Origin of the sequence: Methylobacterium sp. Leaf104 (genome assembly GCF_001422885.1) — a bacterium.
In the GTDB taxonomy this organism is placed as follows: domain Bacteria; phylum Pseudomonadota; class Alphaproteobacteria; order Rhizobiales; family Beijerinckiaceae; genus Methylobacterium.
This window is the reverse complement of sequence record NZ_LMMZ01000012.1, coordinates 273767-290241: the sequence shown is the minus strand read 5'-3', so window position 1 is coordinate 290241 and position 16475 is coordinate 273767. Positions and strand designations below refer to the sequence as shown.

The 16475-nt window shown below is 71.7% G+C and carries 16 protein-coding genes; 7 read left to right on the top strand and 9 right to left on the bottom strand.

The window, feature by feature from the left end; all coding sequences use genetic code 11:
* Positions 1–44: 44 nt before the first annotated feature.
* From ASF49_RS10780 to ASF49_RS10770, 3 genes are all read right to left on the bottom strand, one after another.
* Complete coding sequence (locus tag ASF49_RS10780; RefSeq protein WP_056472005.1) at positions 45–632, bottom strand: DUF2059 domain-containing protein; 588 nt, start codon at positions 630–632, stop codon at positions 45–47.
* A gap of 66 nt (positions 633–698) precedes the next feature.
* The gene (rpiA, locus tag ASF49_RS10775; protein ID WP_056471998.1) at positions 699–1406 is read right to left on the bottom strand and encodes a ribose-5-phosphate isomerase RpiA; all 708 of its coding nucleotides are present in this window, start codon (positions 1404–1406) and stop codon (positions 699–701) included.
* A 180-nt stretch (positions 1407–1586) separates the two neighbouring features.
* Positions 1587–2102, bottom strand: coding sequence for a hypothetical protein (locus ASF49_RS10770; RefSeq protein WP_056471994.1), 516 nt, complete (start codon positions 2100–2102; stop codon positions 1587–1589).
* A 235-nt stretch (positions 2103–2337) separates the two neighbouring features.
* Here ASF49_RS10770 and ASF49_RS10765 point away from each other — a divergent pair, with 235 nt between their 5' ends.
* Both ASF49_RS10765 and grpE read left to right on the top strand, forming a co-directional pair.
* The gene (locus tag ASF49_RS10765; protein ID WP_056472705.1) at positions 2338–5127 is read left to right on the top strand and encodes a [protein-PII] uridylyltransferase; all 2790 of its coding nucleotides are present in this window, start codon (positions 2338–2340) and stop codon (positions 5125–5127) included.
* A gap of 108 nt (positions 5128–5235) precedes the next feature.
* A complete protein-coding gene (gene grpE, locus ASF49_RS10760) occupies positions 5236–5865 on the top strand; it encodes a nucleotide exchange factor GrpE (RefSeq protein WP_056471989.1) in 630 nt (209 codons plus the stop codon).
* A 342-nt stretch (positions 5866–6207) separates the two neighbouring features.
* Here grpE and ASF49_RS10755 read toward each other — a convergent pair whose 3' ends face one another.
* From ASF49_RS10755 to ASF49_RS10730, 6 genes are all read right to left on the bottom strand, one after another.
* Entirely contained in the window at positions 6208–7167 is a 960-nt protein-coding gene (locus tag ASF49_RS10755; protein WP_056471984.1) for a hypothetical protein, read from the bottom strand.
* A 114-nt stretch (positions 7168–7281) separates the two neighbouring features.
* The gene (locus ASF49_RS10750) at positions 7282–7947 is read right to left on the bottom strand and encodes an alpha-ketoglutarate-dependent dioxygenase AlkB (protein WP_082511125.1); all 666 of its coding nucleotides are present in this window, start codon (positions 7945–7947) and stop codon (positions 7282–7284) included.
* A 24-nt stretch (positions 7948–7971) separates the two neighbouring features.
* Positions 7972–8610: a 2,3-bisphosphoglycerate-dependent phosphoglycerate mutase gene (locus ASF49_RS10745; RefSeq protein WP_056471981.1), complete on the bottom strand. Its 639-nt coding sequence runs from the start codon at positions 8608–8610 to the stop codon at positions 7972–7974.
* Positions 8611–8806: 196 nt separating this feature from the next.
* On the bottom strand, positions 8807–9604 hold the full coding sequence (gene dapB / locus ASF49_RS10740; RefSeq protein WP_056471977.1) for a 4-hydroxy-tetrahydrodipicolinate reductase: 798 nt from the start codon (positions 9602–9604) through the stop codon (positions 8807–8809).
* Between the two features lie 63 nt (positions 9605–9667).
* Positions 9668–10357: a MarC family protein gene (locus tag ASF49_RS10735; protein ID WP_056471974.1), complete on the bottom strand. Its 690-nt coding sequence runs from the start codon at positions 10355–10357 to the stop codon at positions 9668–9670.
* A gap of 4 nt (positions 10358–10361) precedes the next feature.
* Positions 10362–11096, bottom strand: a complete 735-nt coding sequence (locus ASF49_RS10730; RefSeq protein WP_056471971.1) for a class I SAM-dependent methyltransferase — start codon at positions 11094–11096, stop codon at positions 10362–10364.
* Between the two features lie 256 nt (positions 11097–11352).
* Between ASF49_RS10730 and gloB the strand changes: the two genes are divergently transcribed.
* The 5 genes from gloB to sucD all read left to right on the top strand — a co-directional run bounded on the left by gloB (position 11353) and on the right by sucD (position 16456).
* Positions 11353–12132 (top strand): hydroxyacylglutathione hydrolase, encoded by a 780-nt coding sequence (gloB, locus tag ASF49_RS10725; protein ID WP_056471967.1) that lies wholly within the window; start codon positions 11353–11355, stop codon positions 12130–12132.
* 133 nt (positions 12133–12265) lie between these two features.
* Complete coding sequence (locus ASF49_RS10720; RefSeq protein ID WP_243214524.1) at positions 12266–13021, top strand: TetR family transcriptional regulator; 756 nt, start codon at positions 12266–12268, stop codon at positions 13019–13021.
* Positions 13022–13294: 273 nt separating this feature from the next.
* Positions 13295–14257, top strand: a complete 963-nt coding sequence (gene mdh, locus ASF49_RS10715; RefSeq protein ID WP_056471962.1) for a malate dehydrogenase — start codon at positions 13295–13297, stop codon at positions 14255–14257.
* A 109-nt stretch (positions 14258–14366) separates the two neighbouring features.
* Positions 14367–15563, top strand: coding sequence for an ADP-forming succinate--CoA ligase subunit beta (gene sucC, locus ASF49_RS10710; protein WP_056471959.1), 1197 nt, complete (start codon positions 14367–14369; stop codon positions 15561–15563).
* A gap of 8 nt (positions 15564–15571) precedes the next feature.
* Positions 15572–16456 carry a succinate--CoA ligase subunit alpha gene (gene sucD, locus ASF49_RS10705; protein ID WP_056471956.1) on the top strand — a complete coding sequence of 295 codons (885 nt, stop codon included), beginning with the start codon at positions 15572–15574 and terminating at the stop codon, positions 16454–16456.
* Positions 16457–16475: the final 19 nt, after the last annotated feature.

The following is a 16475-nucleotide window of genomic DNA, read 5'->3' as shown; positions in this document are numbered from 1 at the left end:
GCGTCCCCTCCCGGTCCCTCTACCCGCGTCCTGGCCGCGGGCCGCTACTGCAGCTGGTGGCCCTTCTTGGCCATCTCGGCGCGCACCCGGACCATGATGTATTCCGACACGTCCTGGGTCCAGGTCTGCATGGCCTGGACCATCTCGTCGAGCACCTGCGGCTGGGTCTCGACGTAGCGCTTGCCGGCGGGCGAGCGGAAGAAGGTCGCGATCTCGTTCAGCTCGGCCTCGGACAGGCGCGAGGCGTAGATCCGGGCGGCGATGTCGATCATCGACTGCTTCTGCATCTCCATCTCGGGCTCGAGGGCGGCCAGCACCCCGTCGAGGTCCTTGGTGAGCTCGGGCCGGGTCACGGAGCCCTGGCGGATGCGGTCGCTGAAGGCCGGGATGATCGAGTCGAAGGACCGGGCGATGCCGGAATTCAGCATGACCTCGCGGGCGAGGGCGAGGTGGTTCGCCGAGTAGGCCGGCGTCTGCGCGGCGGGGGTGCTCGGTGCCGGTGCGGCGGCGGGGGTCGGCGGCTTGGCGCCGGGCTTGGCCGCCGGCGGCTTCTGCGCCGGGGCTTGGGCCAGGGCGCTCAGGGGCGTGCTGGCGAGGACGAGGGCGGCCAGGGCGGCGAGGCGGGGGGACATGGCGGACGCTCCGGGATGGGTTCTAGGAAGGGGACGAGGTGGGGGAAGTGGGACGGCCACCCGCGTTCAGACGGTGCCGAGCCGGCTCACCACCGCCTGCCCGTCCCGCGCCTCGGCCAGGATGGCGCCGGTGGCGAGGCCGAGGAACAGGCCGTGCTCGACGACGCCCGGCACGGCCCAGAGGGCACCCGACAGGGCCTCGGGATCCGGGATGCGCCCGAGATGGGCGTCGAGGATGTGGTGGCCGCCATCGCTGACGAAGGGCGCGCCGTCCCGGGACCGCAGGACGAGTTCGCCGGTGCAGCCGCTCGCCCGCAGGGCGGCGGCGACCGCGCGCCGGGTGGCGCCGAGCCCGAAGGCGTTGACCTCGATCGGCAGGGGAAAGGCGCCCAGGGTCTCGACGCGCTTGGCGGCATCCGCGATCACGACCATACGCCGGCTGGCGAAGGCGACGATCTTCTCGCGCAGCAGCGCGCCGCCGCCGCCCTTCACGAGGCGCATCGCCCCGTCGATCTCGTCGGCCCCGTCGATGGTGAGGTCGAGCTCGGGCATCTCCTCCAGGGTGGCGAGGCGGATGCCGGCGGCCTCCGCCGCGACCCGGGTCGCTTCCGAGGTCGGCACGCCGACGACGTCGAGGCCGGCCCGGACGCGGGCGCCCAGCAATTCGACGAAGACGTTGGCGGTGGAGCCGGTGCCGATCCCGAGCCGCATCCCGGGGGTGACGAGCTCGACGGCGACCTCGGCCGCCGCGCGGCGCAGATCCGGGCCGCTCACGCGAAGGCTCCGGTGTCCGGGTAGGGAAGGGCGTGCGGCATGGGACGGCTCAGGCGTGGGACGAGGCGGCGGGAAACGGACCGAGCGGCGCGCCGCCGCTGGGCGGGCGCGACCGGGTGCCCCTAGCACGCCGGGCCGGCCGGTCCAACGCGGCGCGCGCCGGGATCGGGGGAGGGGGCGTCAGGGACGCGTGCCCTGGGGCGGCGTGGCGCTCGGGCCGGCCCGGCCCGGGGCGGCGCCGGTGGCCGGGGCCTCGTCGGCGCCCGGACCCGCCGGGTTCGCCTGCGCGGTGCAGACCACGGCCTCCTTCTGCAGCTGCACGTAGCAGATGCTCATCTCGCCCGTGCGGTAATTGACCCGGAACACCCCCGCCTCGCGGGTGTGGCGGGAGGCCACGAGGCCGTATTCCGAGGGCGCCTGCGCGCTCGCCCCCTCGCCGGCGCCGTAGCAGACGGTGACGCCGACGCTGCCCACCGCGCCCTCGCGCAGGCCGTACTGGCAGGATGTCACCTCTCCCGTGACCTTGTCGACCCGGTAGACGCGGTTGAGGTCGATCTGGGGCGCCGGCACGAACTCGAAGGAGGCGGCCCAGGCCGGTGCGGCGAGCACCGGGAACAGGCCGGCCGTCAGGGCGAGGACCCGGGCCGGGCGGGAGGACGGCGGACGCAGGAACGAACGCATGGGAATCGAACGCATCGGGGGCCTTCGTGAATGCTGGGGTGCGCGGGGCGGCGGGTTTGGGACGAAAGACGGTGCTGCGCTAGCGCGGCCTTGCGGCGCAACCGTGGCCCGCCGGATCGCCGCGCGCGCGAACGCGGATCGTCGCCGCGGCGGGGAAGCCGGTGAAAACGCGGTTCGATCCCGCACCCGTGCGGCGCCCGCGCGGCGAACCTGCTGGCGTCATTCCGCCAACATGCTAACGGGGTTGGCCATGTTCGACGCCGTCGCCGCCCTCAACGACATCCTCCAGAACCTCGACCGCGACGCCCGCGAGGCGACGCGCCTGCGGGCGGTGCTGGTGCCCGAGCTCAGGCGGGTGATCGAGCTCGGCCGCGCCGATGCCGAGGAACGCCTCCTGGAGGAGCGCGACGGCATCGCCTGCGCCCGGCGCCTGAGCCGGCTCACCGATGCGGTGATCCGCACCATCCACGACGCGGTGGTCTGGCGGCTCTATCCGAACGACAACCCCTCCACCGGCGAGCAGCTCGCCGTGGTGGCCACGGGCGGCTACGGCCGGGGCACCATGGCGCCGGGCTCGGACATCGATCTCCTGTTCCTGCTGCCCTACAAGCAGACCGCCTGGTCCGAGAGCGTCGTCGAGGCGATGCTCTACGTGCTGTGGGACCTCAAGCTCAAGGTCGGCCACGCCACCCGCTCGGTGGAAGAGTGCCTGCGCGAGGGCCGGGCCGACATGACCATCCGGACCTCGCTCCTCGAGGCCCGCTACCTGTTCGGCACCCGCGCCCTGTTCGAGGAGCTGGTCACCCGGTTCGACACCGAGCTGGTGATGTGGACCGCGCCCGAATTCGTCGAGGCCAAGCTGCGCGAGCGCGACGCCCGGGTCTCGAAGGCGGGCGCGTCGCGCTACCTCGTCGAGCCCAACGTGAAGGACGGCAAGGGGGGCCTGCGCGACCTCAACACCCTGTTCTGGATCGCCAAGTACACCTACCGGGTCCGCGACCAGAGCGAGCTCGTGGCCGCCGGCCTGTTCACGCCCGAGGAGTACCGGGTGTTCGAGCGCTGCGACGAACTCCTGTGGCGGGTGCGCTGCCACATGCACTTCGTCACCGGCCGGGCCGAGGAGCGCCTGTCCTTCGGCCTGCAGCCGCGGATCGCCGAGCGCTTCGGCTACGAGCCGCGCGGCGGCCTCTCCGGCGTCGAGCGCTTCATGAAGGCGTATTTCCTGATCGCCAAGGAGGTCGGCGACCTCACCGCCATCGTCTGCGCGGCCCTCGAGGCGCGCCACGCCAAGCGCACGCCGGTGCTGGACCGCTGGATCGGCCGGTTCCGGGACCGCTTCCGCGCCACCGCCATCGAGGCGGAGGACTTCGTCGACGACCACGGCCGCATCAACCTGCGCGACGCCGACGCCTTCAGCCGCGATCCCGTGAACCTGATCCGGCTGTTCTGGCTCGCCGACCGCCACAACCTGCCGATCCACCCCGACGCGACGCGGGCGGCCAACCGCGCCCTGCGCCTCATCGGCCATTCCCTGCGCGCGGACGAGGAGGCCAACCGGCTCTTCCTCGACATCCTGACCTCGAAGAACTCGCCCGAGACCATCCTGCGGCTGATGAACGAGGCGGGCGTGCTCGGCCGCTTCATTCCGGATTTCGGCCGCATCGTCGCGATGATGCAGTTCAACATGTACCACCACTTCACGGTGGACGAGCACCTGCTGCGCGCCATCGGCGTGCTCTCGGCGATCGAATCGGGCCGCGCCGAGGAGGAGCATCCGCTCGCGAGCCGGCTCATCGACACGATCAGCCACCGCAGGGCGCTCTACGTCACGGTGCTCCTGCACGACATCGCCAAGGGCCGGCCGGAGGACCATTCCATCGCGGGGGCGGCGATCGCCGAGAAGCTCGGACCCCGCTTCGGCCTCACGGCGGCCGAGACCGAGATGGTGGCCTGGCTGGTGGAGCACCACCTGCTGATGTCGATGACCGCCCAGAGCCGCGACCTCTCGGACCCCAAGACCATCGAGAAGTTCGCCGGCGTCGTGCAGACCCTGGAGCGCCTGAAGCTCCTCACCATCCTGACGGTGGCCGACATCAAGGCCGTGGGTCCCGGCGTCTGGACCGCCTGGAAGGGGACCCTGATCCGCACCCTCTACGACGAGACCGAGGTGGTGCTGTCCGGCGGCCATTCCGAGATCGCCCGCACCGACCGGGTGCGCCTGATCCAGATGGCCCTGCGCGAGCAGCTCAGCGACTGGCAGTCGGAGGCGTTCGACGCCTACGCGGCGCGGCACAACCAGGCCTACTGGCTCAAGGTCGACACCACGCGCCAGTTCAAGCACGCCGGCTTCGTCAAGGCGCTGACGGCGGAGGGACGCACCGTGGCGACCGTCGCGGAGACCGATCCGGTCCGCGGCGTCACCGAGCTGACGATCTACTCGCCCGACCATCCGCGCCTGCTCGCCATCGTCACGGGGGCCTGTGCGGCGTCCGGCGGCAACATCGTGGACGCGCAGATCTTCACGACCACGGACGGCTTCGCCCTCGACTCGATCTTCGTCTCGCGCGCCTTCGAGCGCGACGAGGACGAGCTGCGCCGGGCGAGCCGCATCACCACCGCCATCGAGAAGGCCCTGCGCGGCGAGATCCGCATCGCCGACCTCGTGGCCGACAAGCACCCCCCGAGCGAGCGGGCGCGGACCTTCCTGGTGCCGCCCGACATGGCGATCGACAACGCCCTCTCGAGCCGCGAGACCGTGATCGAGATCACCGGTCTCGACCGGCCCGGCCTTCTCTACGAGCTGACCACGGCGCTCAGCCGGCTCAGCCTCAACATCACCTCGGCCCACGTGGCCACCTTCGGCGAGCGGGCGGTGGACGTGTTCTACGTGACCGACCTCACCGGCACCCGGGTCACCCAGCCCGACCGCCAGGTGGCGATCCGGACAGCCGTGATGGAGGTCTTCGCCGGCGACGTTGCGGCCCTGCGCGCCGAGGGGCTCGACGCGCTGATCGACTCGCCGCCCCCGCGCGAGGCCTGAGCCGGCGCGGGGGCGGCGCGGTTCTCCGCGCCCGGGCGCCCCGCGCTTGATTTCACGGCGGCACAGCCTGATATCAGCGCGAACCCCGACATTCCCCGACGAACCCACATGATGGCGAACGACATGCACGACGAGCGGCGCGACCCGGCCCAGACGGTCGAGGAGACCCAAGGAGCCGCGCAAGCTGGGGCCGCGCAGGCCGAAGGTCCGGTCTCCGGCGAGGCGCCGCAGGCCGACGCCCTGGCGCCCCTCCTGGCCGAGCGCGACGAGCTGAAGGACCGCACGCTGCGCACCCTGGCCGAGATGGAGAACCTGCGCCGGCGCACCGAGCGCGAGGTCGCCGATGCCCGCGCCTACGCGGTGACGAACTTCGCCCGCGACCTCCTGAATTCCGCCGACAACATCCGGCGCGCCCTGGAGAGCATCCCCGAGGCGGACCGCGCCAGCGCCGACGGCGCCTTCAAGGCCCTGATCGACGGCATCGAGCTCACCGAGCGCGACCTCGCCAAGACCCTGGAGCGGCACGGCGTCAAGCCGATCGAGCCGAAGGGCCAGCGCTTCGACCCCAACCGCCACCAGGCGATGTTCGAGGTGCCCGATCCCGAGGTCCCCACCGGCACCGTCGTGCAGGTGATGCAGGCCGGCTACATCATCGGCGACCGGGTCCTGCGCCCGGCCCTCGTCGGCGTGGCCAAGGGCGGACCGAAGCCGTCCGCCGGCCCGGCCGACGCGGCCTGAGGGCGCGTCTGCGCCCGACCGTCTCGTCGGACGTTCGCGGTCGAACGGCGCCTTGCCGGAGGCCCGCCGCCAGCCCTGCGTCATCCCGGGGCCGCGCAGCGGAGCCCGGGATCCGGAAACGCAGGCGGTGCAGGACCCTACACCGTCGGCGGCGCTCGATCGCACGCCGCCGGCGCGCCCCTGCGGGTCCGGGCGCGCCCGCGGCGCTCCGGAATGACGGCGCGGCATCATCCGCAATCGGCCGCGCCCGCCTGAGGGATTGCGGGTGGAGGTAGGCTCACCTGCCTCCCTGCCGTGACGGACGATGCGACCGTCCCCGCCCGCGGGAGGGGACGCGTGCCCCTACCGCAGCTGCACGCTGTCGACGACCTCGCGGAACTTCGCCAGCACGCCCTCGCGATTCTCGGCCTTCACGACGCCGACGGCGCGCAGGTAGCCGTCGGGGGCGAAGCGGATCGTCTGCGAGATGACCACCGGCGTGCCCGAGGCCGAGTCCACCGCGCGGGCCACGATCTCGTGCCAGTCGACGCCGTTCTGGCGGTAGCTCTGGGCCCGCTCGATCACGAAGTCCTTCATGGTCTGGTTGGAATAGAGCGCGGCGCGCGCGAAGGCGTCGCGCTGCTCCGTGGCCGGCGGCGGCTGCACCGCCTGGGCCAGGACCAGGATCGGCTGCTCCAGGCCGAGCATCTCGTCCTTCGCCCCTTGCGTCAGCAGCACCGAATTGCCGGCCAGGACCCGCACCGGGCGGAAGCCCGCGTCGTTGCCGATCCGGAAGGGCAGCGCGGCGACCTGCTGCTCCAGGGTGAGGGCCGGGCGGATGTGGATGCCGGTCAGCAGCCGCTTCATCGTCTCCTCGGTCTCGGCATCGGGCGTCGCCTGCGCGATGATGATGCCGGTCACGGTCGGATCGCCGACGAGGAGCATCCACTTCTTGATCGCCGGGGTGCCGGCCGATTCCACCGCGGGCTGCTCGCCTGTGAACAGCACCGCGTCGACGTCGCCCGCCACCTTGATGGCCTGCCGGGTGGTGACGACGAAGCCCTGGGCCTTCAGGTTCTCGTCGGTGAAGTTGGTCTCGAGGTCGGCGAAGGCGTTGGCCGGCAGTTCCACCACCGAGACGGTCGCGCCGCCTTCCAGCCGCTCCAGGCCGGAGAAGCGCTTCGAGGAGACCATGTCGGAGGGCGGATCGAAGCCGAAGCGCGAGCTCGGCGGGAAGACCGGGTCGGCCGCCAGCGCAGGCCCCACCAGTCCCAGGGCGAGGACCAGGATGGAAACCGGACGGACGAGGTTACGCAGACGCATCGAATCGGTTCTCCGCAAGGCCCCGGTCTGGTGCCGGGCAGGTCCGCCGGGCCACCCCGCGCGGGGCAGGCCGCCGGTGAGGCTGACGATGGGTCGACCCACGCCCCGCCGCTGTCAAGCGTCCGGGGGCCGGGTCACGCGTCGCAGGGTCAGGTTGCAGCGCCCGCCCGGCGGAAGGAAATCCGGTAGTGGCCCGGGGGCGGCGCCCTGGAGCAGGTCCGGCACCTCCGCGACGAGGCGGTCGACCCCGTGATGGATCAGCCGGGCCGGGCCGCCGATCACGAGCGCGTCACCGGCCCGCAGGCGCAGCGAGCGGGTCGGGTCCGAGCGCTGCGGGCCGCCGTAGCGGAAGAGGGCGGTGGCGCCGAGGGACAGCGAGACGACGGGCGCGTCGCGGGCGTCCTCGTCCCGGTCCTGGTGCAGGCCCATGCGGGCGCCGGGCTCGTACAGGTTGACGAGGCAGGCCTCGGGCGGGGCGCGATAGCCCGACAGGGCCTCCCAGGCGGCGAGGGCCACGGGCGGGATGGCCGGCCAGGGCGCCGCCGTCACGGGGTGATGCGGCTGGTAGCGGTAGCCCGCCCGGTCGGAGACCCAGCCGAGCGGCCCACAATTCGACATCCGCACCGAGAAGGGCCGGTCGGTGCGGGGCATCCGCGGCGTGTAGGGCGGCGCGGCCGCGAGCGCGACCGCGAGTTCGGCGGCGAGGCGCGCCTGCGCCGCGCCGTCCAGGTAGCCGGGGACGTGGACCAGGCCGGGAACCAGGGCGATCCCGGCCGGCACGCGGGCGGCGACGGACGCCAGCGGTCAGACCTTGTGGTCGATGTCGTGCTCGAGCACCGTCTTGCTCTCCACCGTGGTGTCGGCCTTGAGCTGGTAGACGAGCGGGATGCCGGTGGCGATCTCGAGGCTGGCGATGGTCTTCGTGGTCATGCCGTCGAGCACCATCACGAGGGCGCGCAGCGAGTTGCCGTGGGCGGCCACCAGGACGCGCTCGCCCGCCATCACGCGGGGCAGGATGAACTGGATGTAGTAGGGCAGCACCCGGGCGGCGGTGTCCTTCAGGCTCTCGCCGCCGGGGGGCGGCACGTCGTAGGAGCGGCGCCACTGATGCACCTGGGCGTCGCCCCAGCGCTCGCGGGCATCGTCCTTGTTGAGGCCGGAGAGGTCGCCGTAGTCGCGCTCGTTCAGGGCCTCGTTGCGGATCGTCTCGATCCCGCCGAGATCCATCTCCTCCAAGATCAGCGCGCAGGTGCGCTGGGCGCGCTTCAGGTTGGAGGTGAAGGCCACGTCGAAGCCGTAGCCCTGCTCCTTGAGCCAGCGCCCGGCATTGCGGGCCTCCTCGACGCCGAGATCCGTCAGCTCGGGATCACGCCAGCCCGTGAACAGCTTCTTGAGGTTCCAGTCGCTCTGGCCATGGCGAGCGAGGACGAGAAGGCGATCCATCGGGGGATGATCCTCTTGGTCATTGAGACGGCACGGCCTCGGCGAAGGCCCGGGCGGCGGACGATGTTGCAGCGCAGCGAACGCGCATGCGCCGGCTCATGCGCGCGTCAATCTGAACGGCAGATGACGAAACCTACCTGCCGAACGTGGGCTCCGTATCAAAGCCCGAAGACGTCATCAAAGCCCAAGGATGTCATCAAAGCCCGAGGACGTCGTCCATCCCGTAGAGGCCGGGCGGCCGGGCAAAGGCCCAGAGCGCCGCCCGCACGGCGCCGCGGGCGAAGATCGCGCGGTCCTCGGCATGGTGGCCGACGGTGATCCGCTCGCCCGGGCCGGCGAAGACCACGCTGTGGTCGCCCACCACCGTGCCGCCCCGCAGGGTGGCGAAGCCGATGTCGCCGGGCCGGCGCGCCCCGGTATGCCCGTCGCGGGTGGAGACCCGGGAGTCGGCGAGCGAGACGCCGCGTCCCTCCGCCGCCGCCTCGCCGAGGAGGAGGGCGGTGCCGGAGGGCGCGTCGACCTTCATCCGGTGGTGCATCTCGACGATCTCGATGTCGAAATCCTCCCCGAGGGCCGCCGCCATCCGGCGCACGAGGCCGGCGACGAGGTTGACCCCGAGGGACATGTTGCCCGAGCGCACGATGCGGGCGTGGTGGGCGGCCGCGCCGAGCTTGGCGAGATCGGCCTCCTGCAGGCCCGTGGTGCCGACCACGTGGACGATGCGGGCCTGCGCGGCGAGCTCGGCGAAGAAGGTGGTGGCGGCGGGCGCCGTGAAGTCGAGGACCCCCTCGGCCGCCGCGAAGACCGGCAGGGGATCGTCCGTGACCGCGACGCCGAGGGGACCGAGGCCCGCCAGCGTGCCGGCATCCTGCCCCAGCGCGGGGGAGCCCGCGCGCTCGATGGCGCCCGACAGCGTGCAGCCCTCGGTCTCCGCCACCGCGCGGATCAGCATCCGCCCCATGCGCCCGTCGGCGCCGACCACCACGAGCCGCATGCTTGCCCTGCCTCCGTGTCCCTCGCGCGTTGCGGTACAGCCTCCGGCCGCACCGGACAAGGATCAGCGCCCCGCCTGCGCCAGCAGGGGGCCGAGCACGTCGGTGACGCCGTTCACGGTGATCTGGGTGCCGACGCAGAGCAGCAGGAAGGCGAAGAGGCGCCCGAGCACCCGCGCGCCCACGGGGCCGATCCAGGTCACCACCCGGTCGGCGGAGCCGTAGGTGAAGCGCACCAGCACGGCGATGGCCAGCGCCGCCAGCGACATGCCGATGTAGAAGCCGATCCGGTCCGGTCCCGGCGCGGGCCGGTTGGAGCCGAGCGCGATCGCCACCGCGATGGTGCCGGGACCGGTGGTGAAGGGCAGCGTCAGCGGGAAGAACGCGATCTCCGCGAGGTTGCCGGCGGGTTCCCGGGTCGCCTCCGCCTGCTTGCGCGCCTCGCGCGCCTCGGGCGCCGTGAGCAGCGTCCAGGCCGAGGCCGCCACCACGAGGCCCCCGGCGATGCGCAGGGCCGCCAGGGAGACGCCAAAGAAGTTGAGGATCGGCGCGCCCGCCCAGAGGGTCGAGAGCATGATCAGGGCAGCGTAGAAGCCGATGCGCTTGGCGAGCTCCAGCCGCTCGGCATGGGAGTTCAGGGCCGTCACCTGCGCGAAGATCAGCGACGAGCCCACCGGGTTCACGATGGAGAACAGCGAGGAGAAGGCGAGCACGAAGCTCTGGAGCGCCGCCTCGGGCGCGATGAGATCCAGCATCCGTTCAGCCCGGGGAGGGGGCGGGCACCAGCACGCGGGCCGGTGCGAGGCGGGTCGCCCGGCGCACCCGGCGCACGGCGACGGGGCGGTAGAGCTGCTTGGTGGCGTCGACCACGTGCAGGCCGGCGAAGGGCAGCGACAGGCTGGTGCCCATCCGCTCCCAGGCGCTCGCCGTGCGCAGCAGCAGCCGGTTCTCCACCGGCGGCATGTAGAGGGTCTCGGCCCAGCCCTCGGGGGAGAACTGGGTGGTGCGCATCAGGCGGGCGAGCTGCGAGCGGCTGTAGGGCTGGCCGTGGCCGAACGGCGTCGCGTCGCGCCGCGCCCAGACGCCGCGCCGGTTCGGCACCACCAGAATCATGCGCCCGCCCGGGGTCAGCACCCGCCAGACGTCCTGCAGGAGTTCCGTCGGGCTCTCGACGGATTCGAGGGCGTGGACGAGGATCACCCGGTCCACCGCCGCCTCGGGCAGGGGCATCATGGTCGGGTCGGCCAGCGCCGAGCAGGAGCGGCCGCTGCCGGGCCAGTTCACCACCCCCTGCGTCGCCGGCATGAAGGCCAGGGTGCGCTCGGCGATAACGTGGACGGGGCCGAGATAGGGCGTGGCGTAGCCGAGCCCGAGCACGCGCAGGCCGGAGACCGAGCCGAGGAAGCCGTGGATCGCGCGCGCCACGATGCGGTGCGTCACGCCCCCGAGGGGACTCGCGTAGAAGGCGCGCAGGTCGGTGACGTCGAGGCGCATGGATCGGGTTTCGGTACGGTCGCTCGGCGCGGGGAGCCGGCCGGGAGGCCCGCGTTGCGAGAAAGGCCCGCCCGCATCAATGGGGGCCGCGACCCGGCACGACAAGCCCGGATCGGCGGGGGTCCGCGAAGGACCGGGGGAAACGGCCCCTGGACCTGCCCGGTCCCGCACCCATTTCGCCTCGTACCGAACCTGTCCGCGCCGAGGGGCCGCCGCACGTCGCAGCCCCCGCGTCCCCGATCCGGAAGGAAGCCCCATGACCGCCCAGAGGCCCGAGATCCGCACCTTCCTGTGCCGCAGCGACAATATCGGCGTCCTGATCCGCGACCCCGCCACCGGCGCCTGCGCCGCCATCGACGTGCCGGAGGCCGGCCCCGTGCTGGCGGCCCTCGACGCGGCCGGCTGGACCCTCACCGACATCCTCGTCACGCACCGGCACGGCGACCATGTCGAGGGCATCCCGGAGGTGAAGCGCCGCACCGGCGCGCGGGTGACGGCGCCCCTGAAGGCGGGGGAGGCCGTGCCGGAGGTCGACGTCACGGTCTCGGAAGGGGACGTGGTCCGGGTCGGCGACCTCGCGGCGCAGGTCTGGGAGACGCCGGGGCACTGCGCCGACCACGTCACCTACTGGTTCGAGGGGGCCGGCGTGGTGTTCGCCGGCGACACCCTGTTCACCCTCGGCTGCGGCCGGGTGATGGAGGCCGAGCCCGCGACCCTGTGGCGTTCCCTGGAGCGCTTCCTGCCGCTGCCCGACGCGACCGCGGTCTATAGCGGGCACGACTACGTGCTCTCCAATGCCCGCTTCGCGCTGGCGGCCGAGCCCGGCAACGCGGCCCTCGCCGCCCGGGCGGCCGAGGCCGAGCGCGCCGCGGTGGAGGGCCGCTTCCTGATTCCCAGCACCCTGGGCGCGGAGCGCGCGACCAATCCGTTCCTGCGCGCCGGCGAGCCGAGCCTCGCTCAGGGAGTGGATCTGGCGCCCGGCACCCAGCCCTCGGTTGTCTTTGCTGCATTGAGGGCCTGGAAGAACCGGTTCTGACTCGCTAAAGGGGCGTTACAGCGAGGCTGGTGCTGTCATTGATATTGGCCGCGTTGGACTTTCGGACGAGAAACCCACTTCTCCCGAAGTGGACATGTCCGGGAGGTGTCGTCCCGTCCCTCCACGAGCCCTGGTGTCCGATTTGATGCAGCCGCCCGGCCCGCCCTTCGCCTTCGGGCACGAGATCGACCTCAGCGAGAGCCGGGGAAGCGAACCGTCCGAGGATCAGACGGCCCCGGAGAGCGCCGTCCGCATCACGGTGCCCCGCGTCGCCCGTCCGGCGCCGCGGACCACGGCACCCCTGGCGGTCGATGCGCGCCTGCTCGCCGTGGCCACCGAACACCTCCGCCGCCTCGGGCCGAAGCGGGTCACCGTGGTGGCCGTCGCCGCCGAGGCGGGCATGACGCACGCCAACGTCTACCGCTACTTCCCGTCCAAGGACGCCCTGCTCGACGCGGTGGCGGGGCGCTGGCTCCGCGACGTCGAGGCGGAACTCGCCCGCATCGCCGACGCGCCGGATCCCGCCGACGACAAGATCGAGCGCCTGCTCACCGCCCTGGCGAGCGTCCAGCGCGAGACCCTGGTCCACGAGCCGAACCTCTTCGCCGTTCACCTCGACGCCACGGTGGGGGCGCGCCCGATCGCCCGGCGCCACCGGGTGCGCCTGCGCAGCCTCGTCGAGCGCGTGGTCGAGGAGGGCATCGGCGCCGGCGCCTTCGTCGCCCGGGACCGCGAGCGGGCCATCGCGCACATCTTCGACGCCAGCTACCGCTTCACCCATCCGCTGGCGATCCAGCACGATGCCGACCTGCCGCGCGACCTCGTGGAGGCCCGCCTCGGCGCGGTGATTCTGGCCATCCAGAAGGTGTTGCGGACCGGCACCCTCTGAGCCTCCGTGACAGAATTTTGCCTCTGTCACTTGGCCTTGGCTGCAGCGCCGAATTTGAGCGCGCGCGCCTAAGGCACGGCAATGTCTCGGCTTTTCGCGGCGGGTCCCAGAAGCGGTCGCGGACCGGCCTGGCCCGAACCCTGCTTTGGCCTTCGTGTCTCGGTTGAAGCTCTGGGCCTTTTCGGCCACACACCGCGCAGCAACGCGCCGGTGGTTTTTCGAAGCCTCCCAGCGCCGCGACCGCTACGCAAGGACCGGAGGTTCGTTTCCCCCATGGCACGCAGCAAGATCGCGCTCATCGGCGCTGGACAGATCGGTGGAACCCTCGCGCACCTGGCGGGCCTGAAGGAACTCGGCGACGTCGTGCTGTTCGACATCGCCGACGGCGTCCCGCAGGGCAAGGGCCTCGACATCGCGGAATCCGCACCGGTCGACGGCTTCGACGCCACCTACACGGGGGCCAGCGACTACGCCGCGATCGCCGGCGCCGACGTGGTGATCGTCACCGCGGGCGTGCCGCGCAAGCCCGGCATGAGCCGCGACGACCTGATCGGGATCAACCTGAAGGTCATGGAGGCCGTCGGCACCGGCATCAAGCAGCACGCGCCGGACGCCTTTGTCATCTGCATCACCAATCCCCTCGACGCGATGGTCTGGGCCCTGCAGAAGTTCTCGGGGCTTCCCACCCACAAGGTGGTCGGCATGGCCGGCGTCCTCGATTCCGCCCGTTTCCGCCACTTCCTCGCCGACGAGTTCAAGGTCTCGGTGGAGGACGTGACCGCCTTCGTGCTCGGTGGCCACGGCGACGACATGGTCCCGCTGGTGCGCTACTCCACGGTGGCCGGCGTGCCGCTCCCCGACCTGGTCAAGCTCGGCTGGACCAGCCAGGAGAAGCTCGACGCCATGGTCGAGCGCACCCGCAAGGGCGGCGGCGAGATCGTCAACCTGCTCAAGACCGGCTCGGCCTTCTACGCCCCCGCCGCCTCCGCCATCGCCATGGCCGAGAGCTACCTGCGCGACAAGCGCCGCGTGCTGCCCTGCGCCGCCTACCTCAACGGCGAGTACGGCGTCTCCGACATGTATGTCGGCGTGCCGATCGTGATCGGCGCGAACGGCGTCGAGCGCGTCCTCGAAGTGGACTTCAACGGCGACGAGAAGGCGATGTTCGACAAGTCGGTCGGCGCCGTGAAGACCCTGATCGAGGCCTGCAAGGGCGTGAACCCCGCGCTCGCCTGACCACAGTGAGAAGCATCGCGCGCCGGCCGCCTGCGCGGCCGGCGCGACGATGCCGGTGTCGTGTCCTGAACTCCCGCGCCCGGCGCCGGGACGAGGCGGAGAAACGTTCATGAACATTCACGAATACCAGGCCAAGGCGGTGCTGAAGGAATTCGGCCTGCCCGTTTCCAAGGGCGTGGCGATCTTCAAGCCGGAGGAGGCCGAGGCCGCCGCCAAGGAACTCGGCGGTCCGGTCTGGGTGGTGAAGTCGCAGATCCACGCGGGCGGCCGCGGCAAGGGCACCTTCAAGGGCGCGCCCGCCGGCGCCAAGGGCGGCGTGCGCGTCACCAAGTCCCTCGACGAGGTCAAGCAGTTCGCCGGCGAGATGCTGGGCCAGACCCTGGTCACGATCCAGACCGGCGAGGCCGGCAAGCAGGTCAACCGCCTCTACATCGAGGAGGGCGCCCAGATCGAGGCGGAATTCTACCTCTCGATGCTGGTGGACCGCGAGACCGGCAAGGTCGCCTACGTCGTCTCGACGGAAGGCGGCATGGACATCGAGACGGTGGCGCACGACACGCCGGAGAAAATCGTCACCTTCTCGGTCGATCCCGCCACCGGCGTGATGCCCCATCACGGCCGCCTCGTCGCCAAGACGCTCGGCCTCACCGGCGCGCAGGCCAAGGAAGCCGGCGATCTCACCACGCGGCTCTACGAGGCGTTCACCGCCAAGGACATGAGCATGCTGGAGATCAACCCGCTGGTGCTCACCGGCGACGGCCACCTCAAGTGCCTCGACGCCAAGATCTCCTTCGACTCGAACGCCCTCTACCGGCACCCCGACATCGTGGCCCTGCGCGACGAGACCGAGGAGGACGCCAAGGAGATCGAGGCCTCGAAGTACGATCTCGCCTACATCGCGCTGGACGGCACCATCGGCTGCATGGTCAACGGCGCCGGCCTCGCGATGGCGACCCTCGACATCATCAAGCTCTACGGCGAGGAGCCGGCGAACTTCCTCGATGTCGGCGGCGGCGCGTCGGAGGAGAAGGTCACCGCGGCCTTCAAGATCATCACCGCCGACCCGCAGGTGAAGGGCATCCTGGTCAACATCTTCGGCGGCATCATGAAGTGCGACGTGATCGCCAACGGCGTGATCGCGGCGGTGAAGGCGGTCGGCCTGCAGGTGCCCCTGGTGGTGCGCCTCGAGGGCACCAACGTCGAGAAGGGCAAGGAGATCATCCGGAATTCCGGCCTGAACGTGATCCCCGCCGACGACCTCGACGATGCCGCGCAGAAGATCGTCGCCGCCGTGAAGAAGGGCTGAGAGTACCCATGTCCATCCTGATCGACGCGAACACCAAGGTCATCTGCCAGGGCTTCACCGGCAAGAACGGGACCTTCCACTCCGAGCAGGCCATCGCCTACGGCACCAAGATGGTCGGCGGCACCAGCCCCGGTAAGGGCGGTTCCAAGCACCTCAACCTGCCGGTCTTCGACACGGTGGCCGAGGCGCGCGAGGCCACGGGCGCGACGGCCTCGGTCGTCTACGTGCCGCCGCCGGGCGCCGCCGACGCGATCTGCGAGGCGATCCAGGCGGAAGTTCCGCTCATCGTCTGCATCACCGAGGGCATCCCGGTCCTCGACATGGTGCGGGTCAAGCGCGCGCTCGAAGGCTCGAAGTCCCGCCTCGTGGGACCGAACTGCCCCGGCATCGTCACCGCCGGCCAGTGCAAGATCGGCATCATGCCGGCCAACATCTTCAAGCCGGGCTCGGTGGGCATCGTCTCCCGCTCCGGCACGCTGACCTACGAGGCCGTGTTCCAGACCACCAATGCCGGTCTCGGCCAGACCACGGCGGTGGGCATCGGCGGCGACCCGGTGAAGGGCACCGAGTTCATCTCCATGCTCGAACTGTTCCTGGCCGACGACAAGACCGAGTCGATCGTGATGATCGGCGAGATCGGCGGCTCGGCCGAGGAGGAGGCGGCGCAGTTCCTGGCCGACGAGGCCAAGCGCGGCCGCAAGAAGCCCATGGTCGGCTTCATCGCCGGTCGCACGGCGCCTCCGGGCCGCCGCATGGGCCATGCGGGCGCCATCATCTCCGGCGGCAAGGGCGGCGCCGAGGACAAGATCGCCGCGATGGAAGCGGCCGGCATCCGGGTCTCGCCCTCGCCGGCCCGGCTCGGCAGCACCCTCGTCGAAGTCCTGCGCGGCTGACGCGCGGGGATCGCAGGCC

What these genes read in the sequence shown, in the direction of transcription:
- sucC (WP_056471959.1), top strand. Translation starts at nt 14,367, where the DNA reads ATGAACATTCACGAATACCAGGCCAAGGCGGTGCTGAAGGAATTCGGC.
- ASF49_RS10770 (WP_056471994.1), bottom strand. Translation starts at nt 2,102, where the DNA reads ATGCGTTCGATTCCCATGCGTTCGTTCCTGCGTCCGCCGTCCTCCCGC.
- ASF49_RS10730 (WP_056471971.1), bottom strand. Translation starts at nt 11,096, where the DNA reads ATGCGCCTCGACGTCACCGACCTGCGCGCCTTCTACGCGAGTCCCCTC.
- gloB (WP_056471967.1), top strand. Translation starts at nt 11,353, where the DNA reads ATGACCGCCCAGAGGCCCGAGATCCGCACCTTCCTGTGCCGCAGCGAC.
- ASF49_RS10780 (WP_056472005.1), bottom strand. Translation starts at nt 632, where the DNA reads ATGTCCCCCCGCCTCGCCGCCCTGGCCGCCCTCGTCCTCGCCAGCACG.
- ASF49_RS10765 (WP_056472705.1), top strand. Translation starts at nt 2,338, where the DNA reads ATGTTCGACGCCGTCGCCGCCCTCAACGACATCCTCCAGAACCTCGAC.
- grpE (WP_056471989.1), top strand. Translation starts at nt 5,236, where the DNA reads ATGATGGCGAACGACATGCACGACGAGCGGCGCGACCCGGCCCAGACG.
- ASF49_RS10755 (WP_056471984.1), bottom strand. Translation starts at nt 7,167, where the DNA reads ATGCGTCTGCGTAACCTCGTCCGTCCGGTTTCCATCCTGGTCCTCGCC.
- sucD (WP_056471956.1), top strand. Translation starts at nt 15,572, where the DNA reads ATGTCCATCCTGATCGACGCGAACACCAAGGTCATCTGCCAGGGCTTC.
- dapB (WP_056471977.1), bottom strand. Translation starts at nt 9,604, where the DNA reads ATGCGGCTCGTGGTGGTCGGCGCCGACGGGCGCATGGGGCGGATGCTG.
- mdh (WP_056471962.1), top strand. Translation starts at nt 13,295, where the DNA reads ATGGCACGCAGCAAGATCGCGCTCATCGGCGCTGGACAGATCGGTGGA.
- ASF49_RS10735 (WP_056471974.1), bottom strand. Translation starts at nt 10,357, where the DNA reads ATGCTGGATCTCATCGCGCCCGAGGCGGCGCTCCAGAGCTTCGTGCTC.
- ASF49_RS10745 (WP_056471981.1), bottom strand. Translation starts at nt 8,610, where the DNA reads ATGGATCGCCTTCTCGTCCTCGCTCGCCATGGCCAGAGCGACTGGAAC.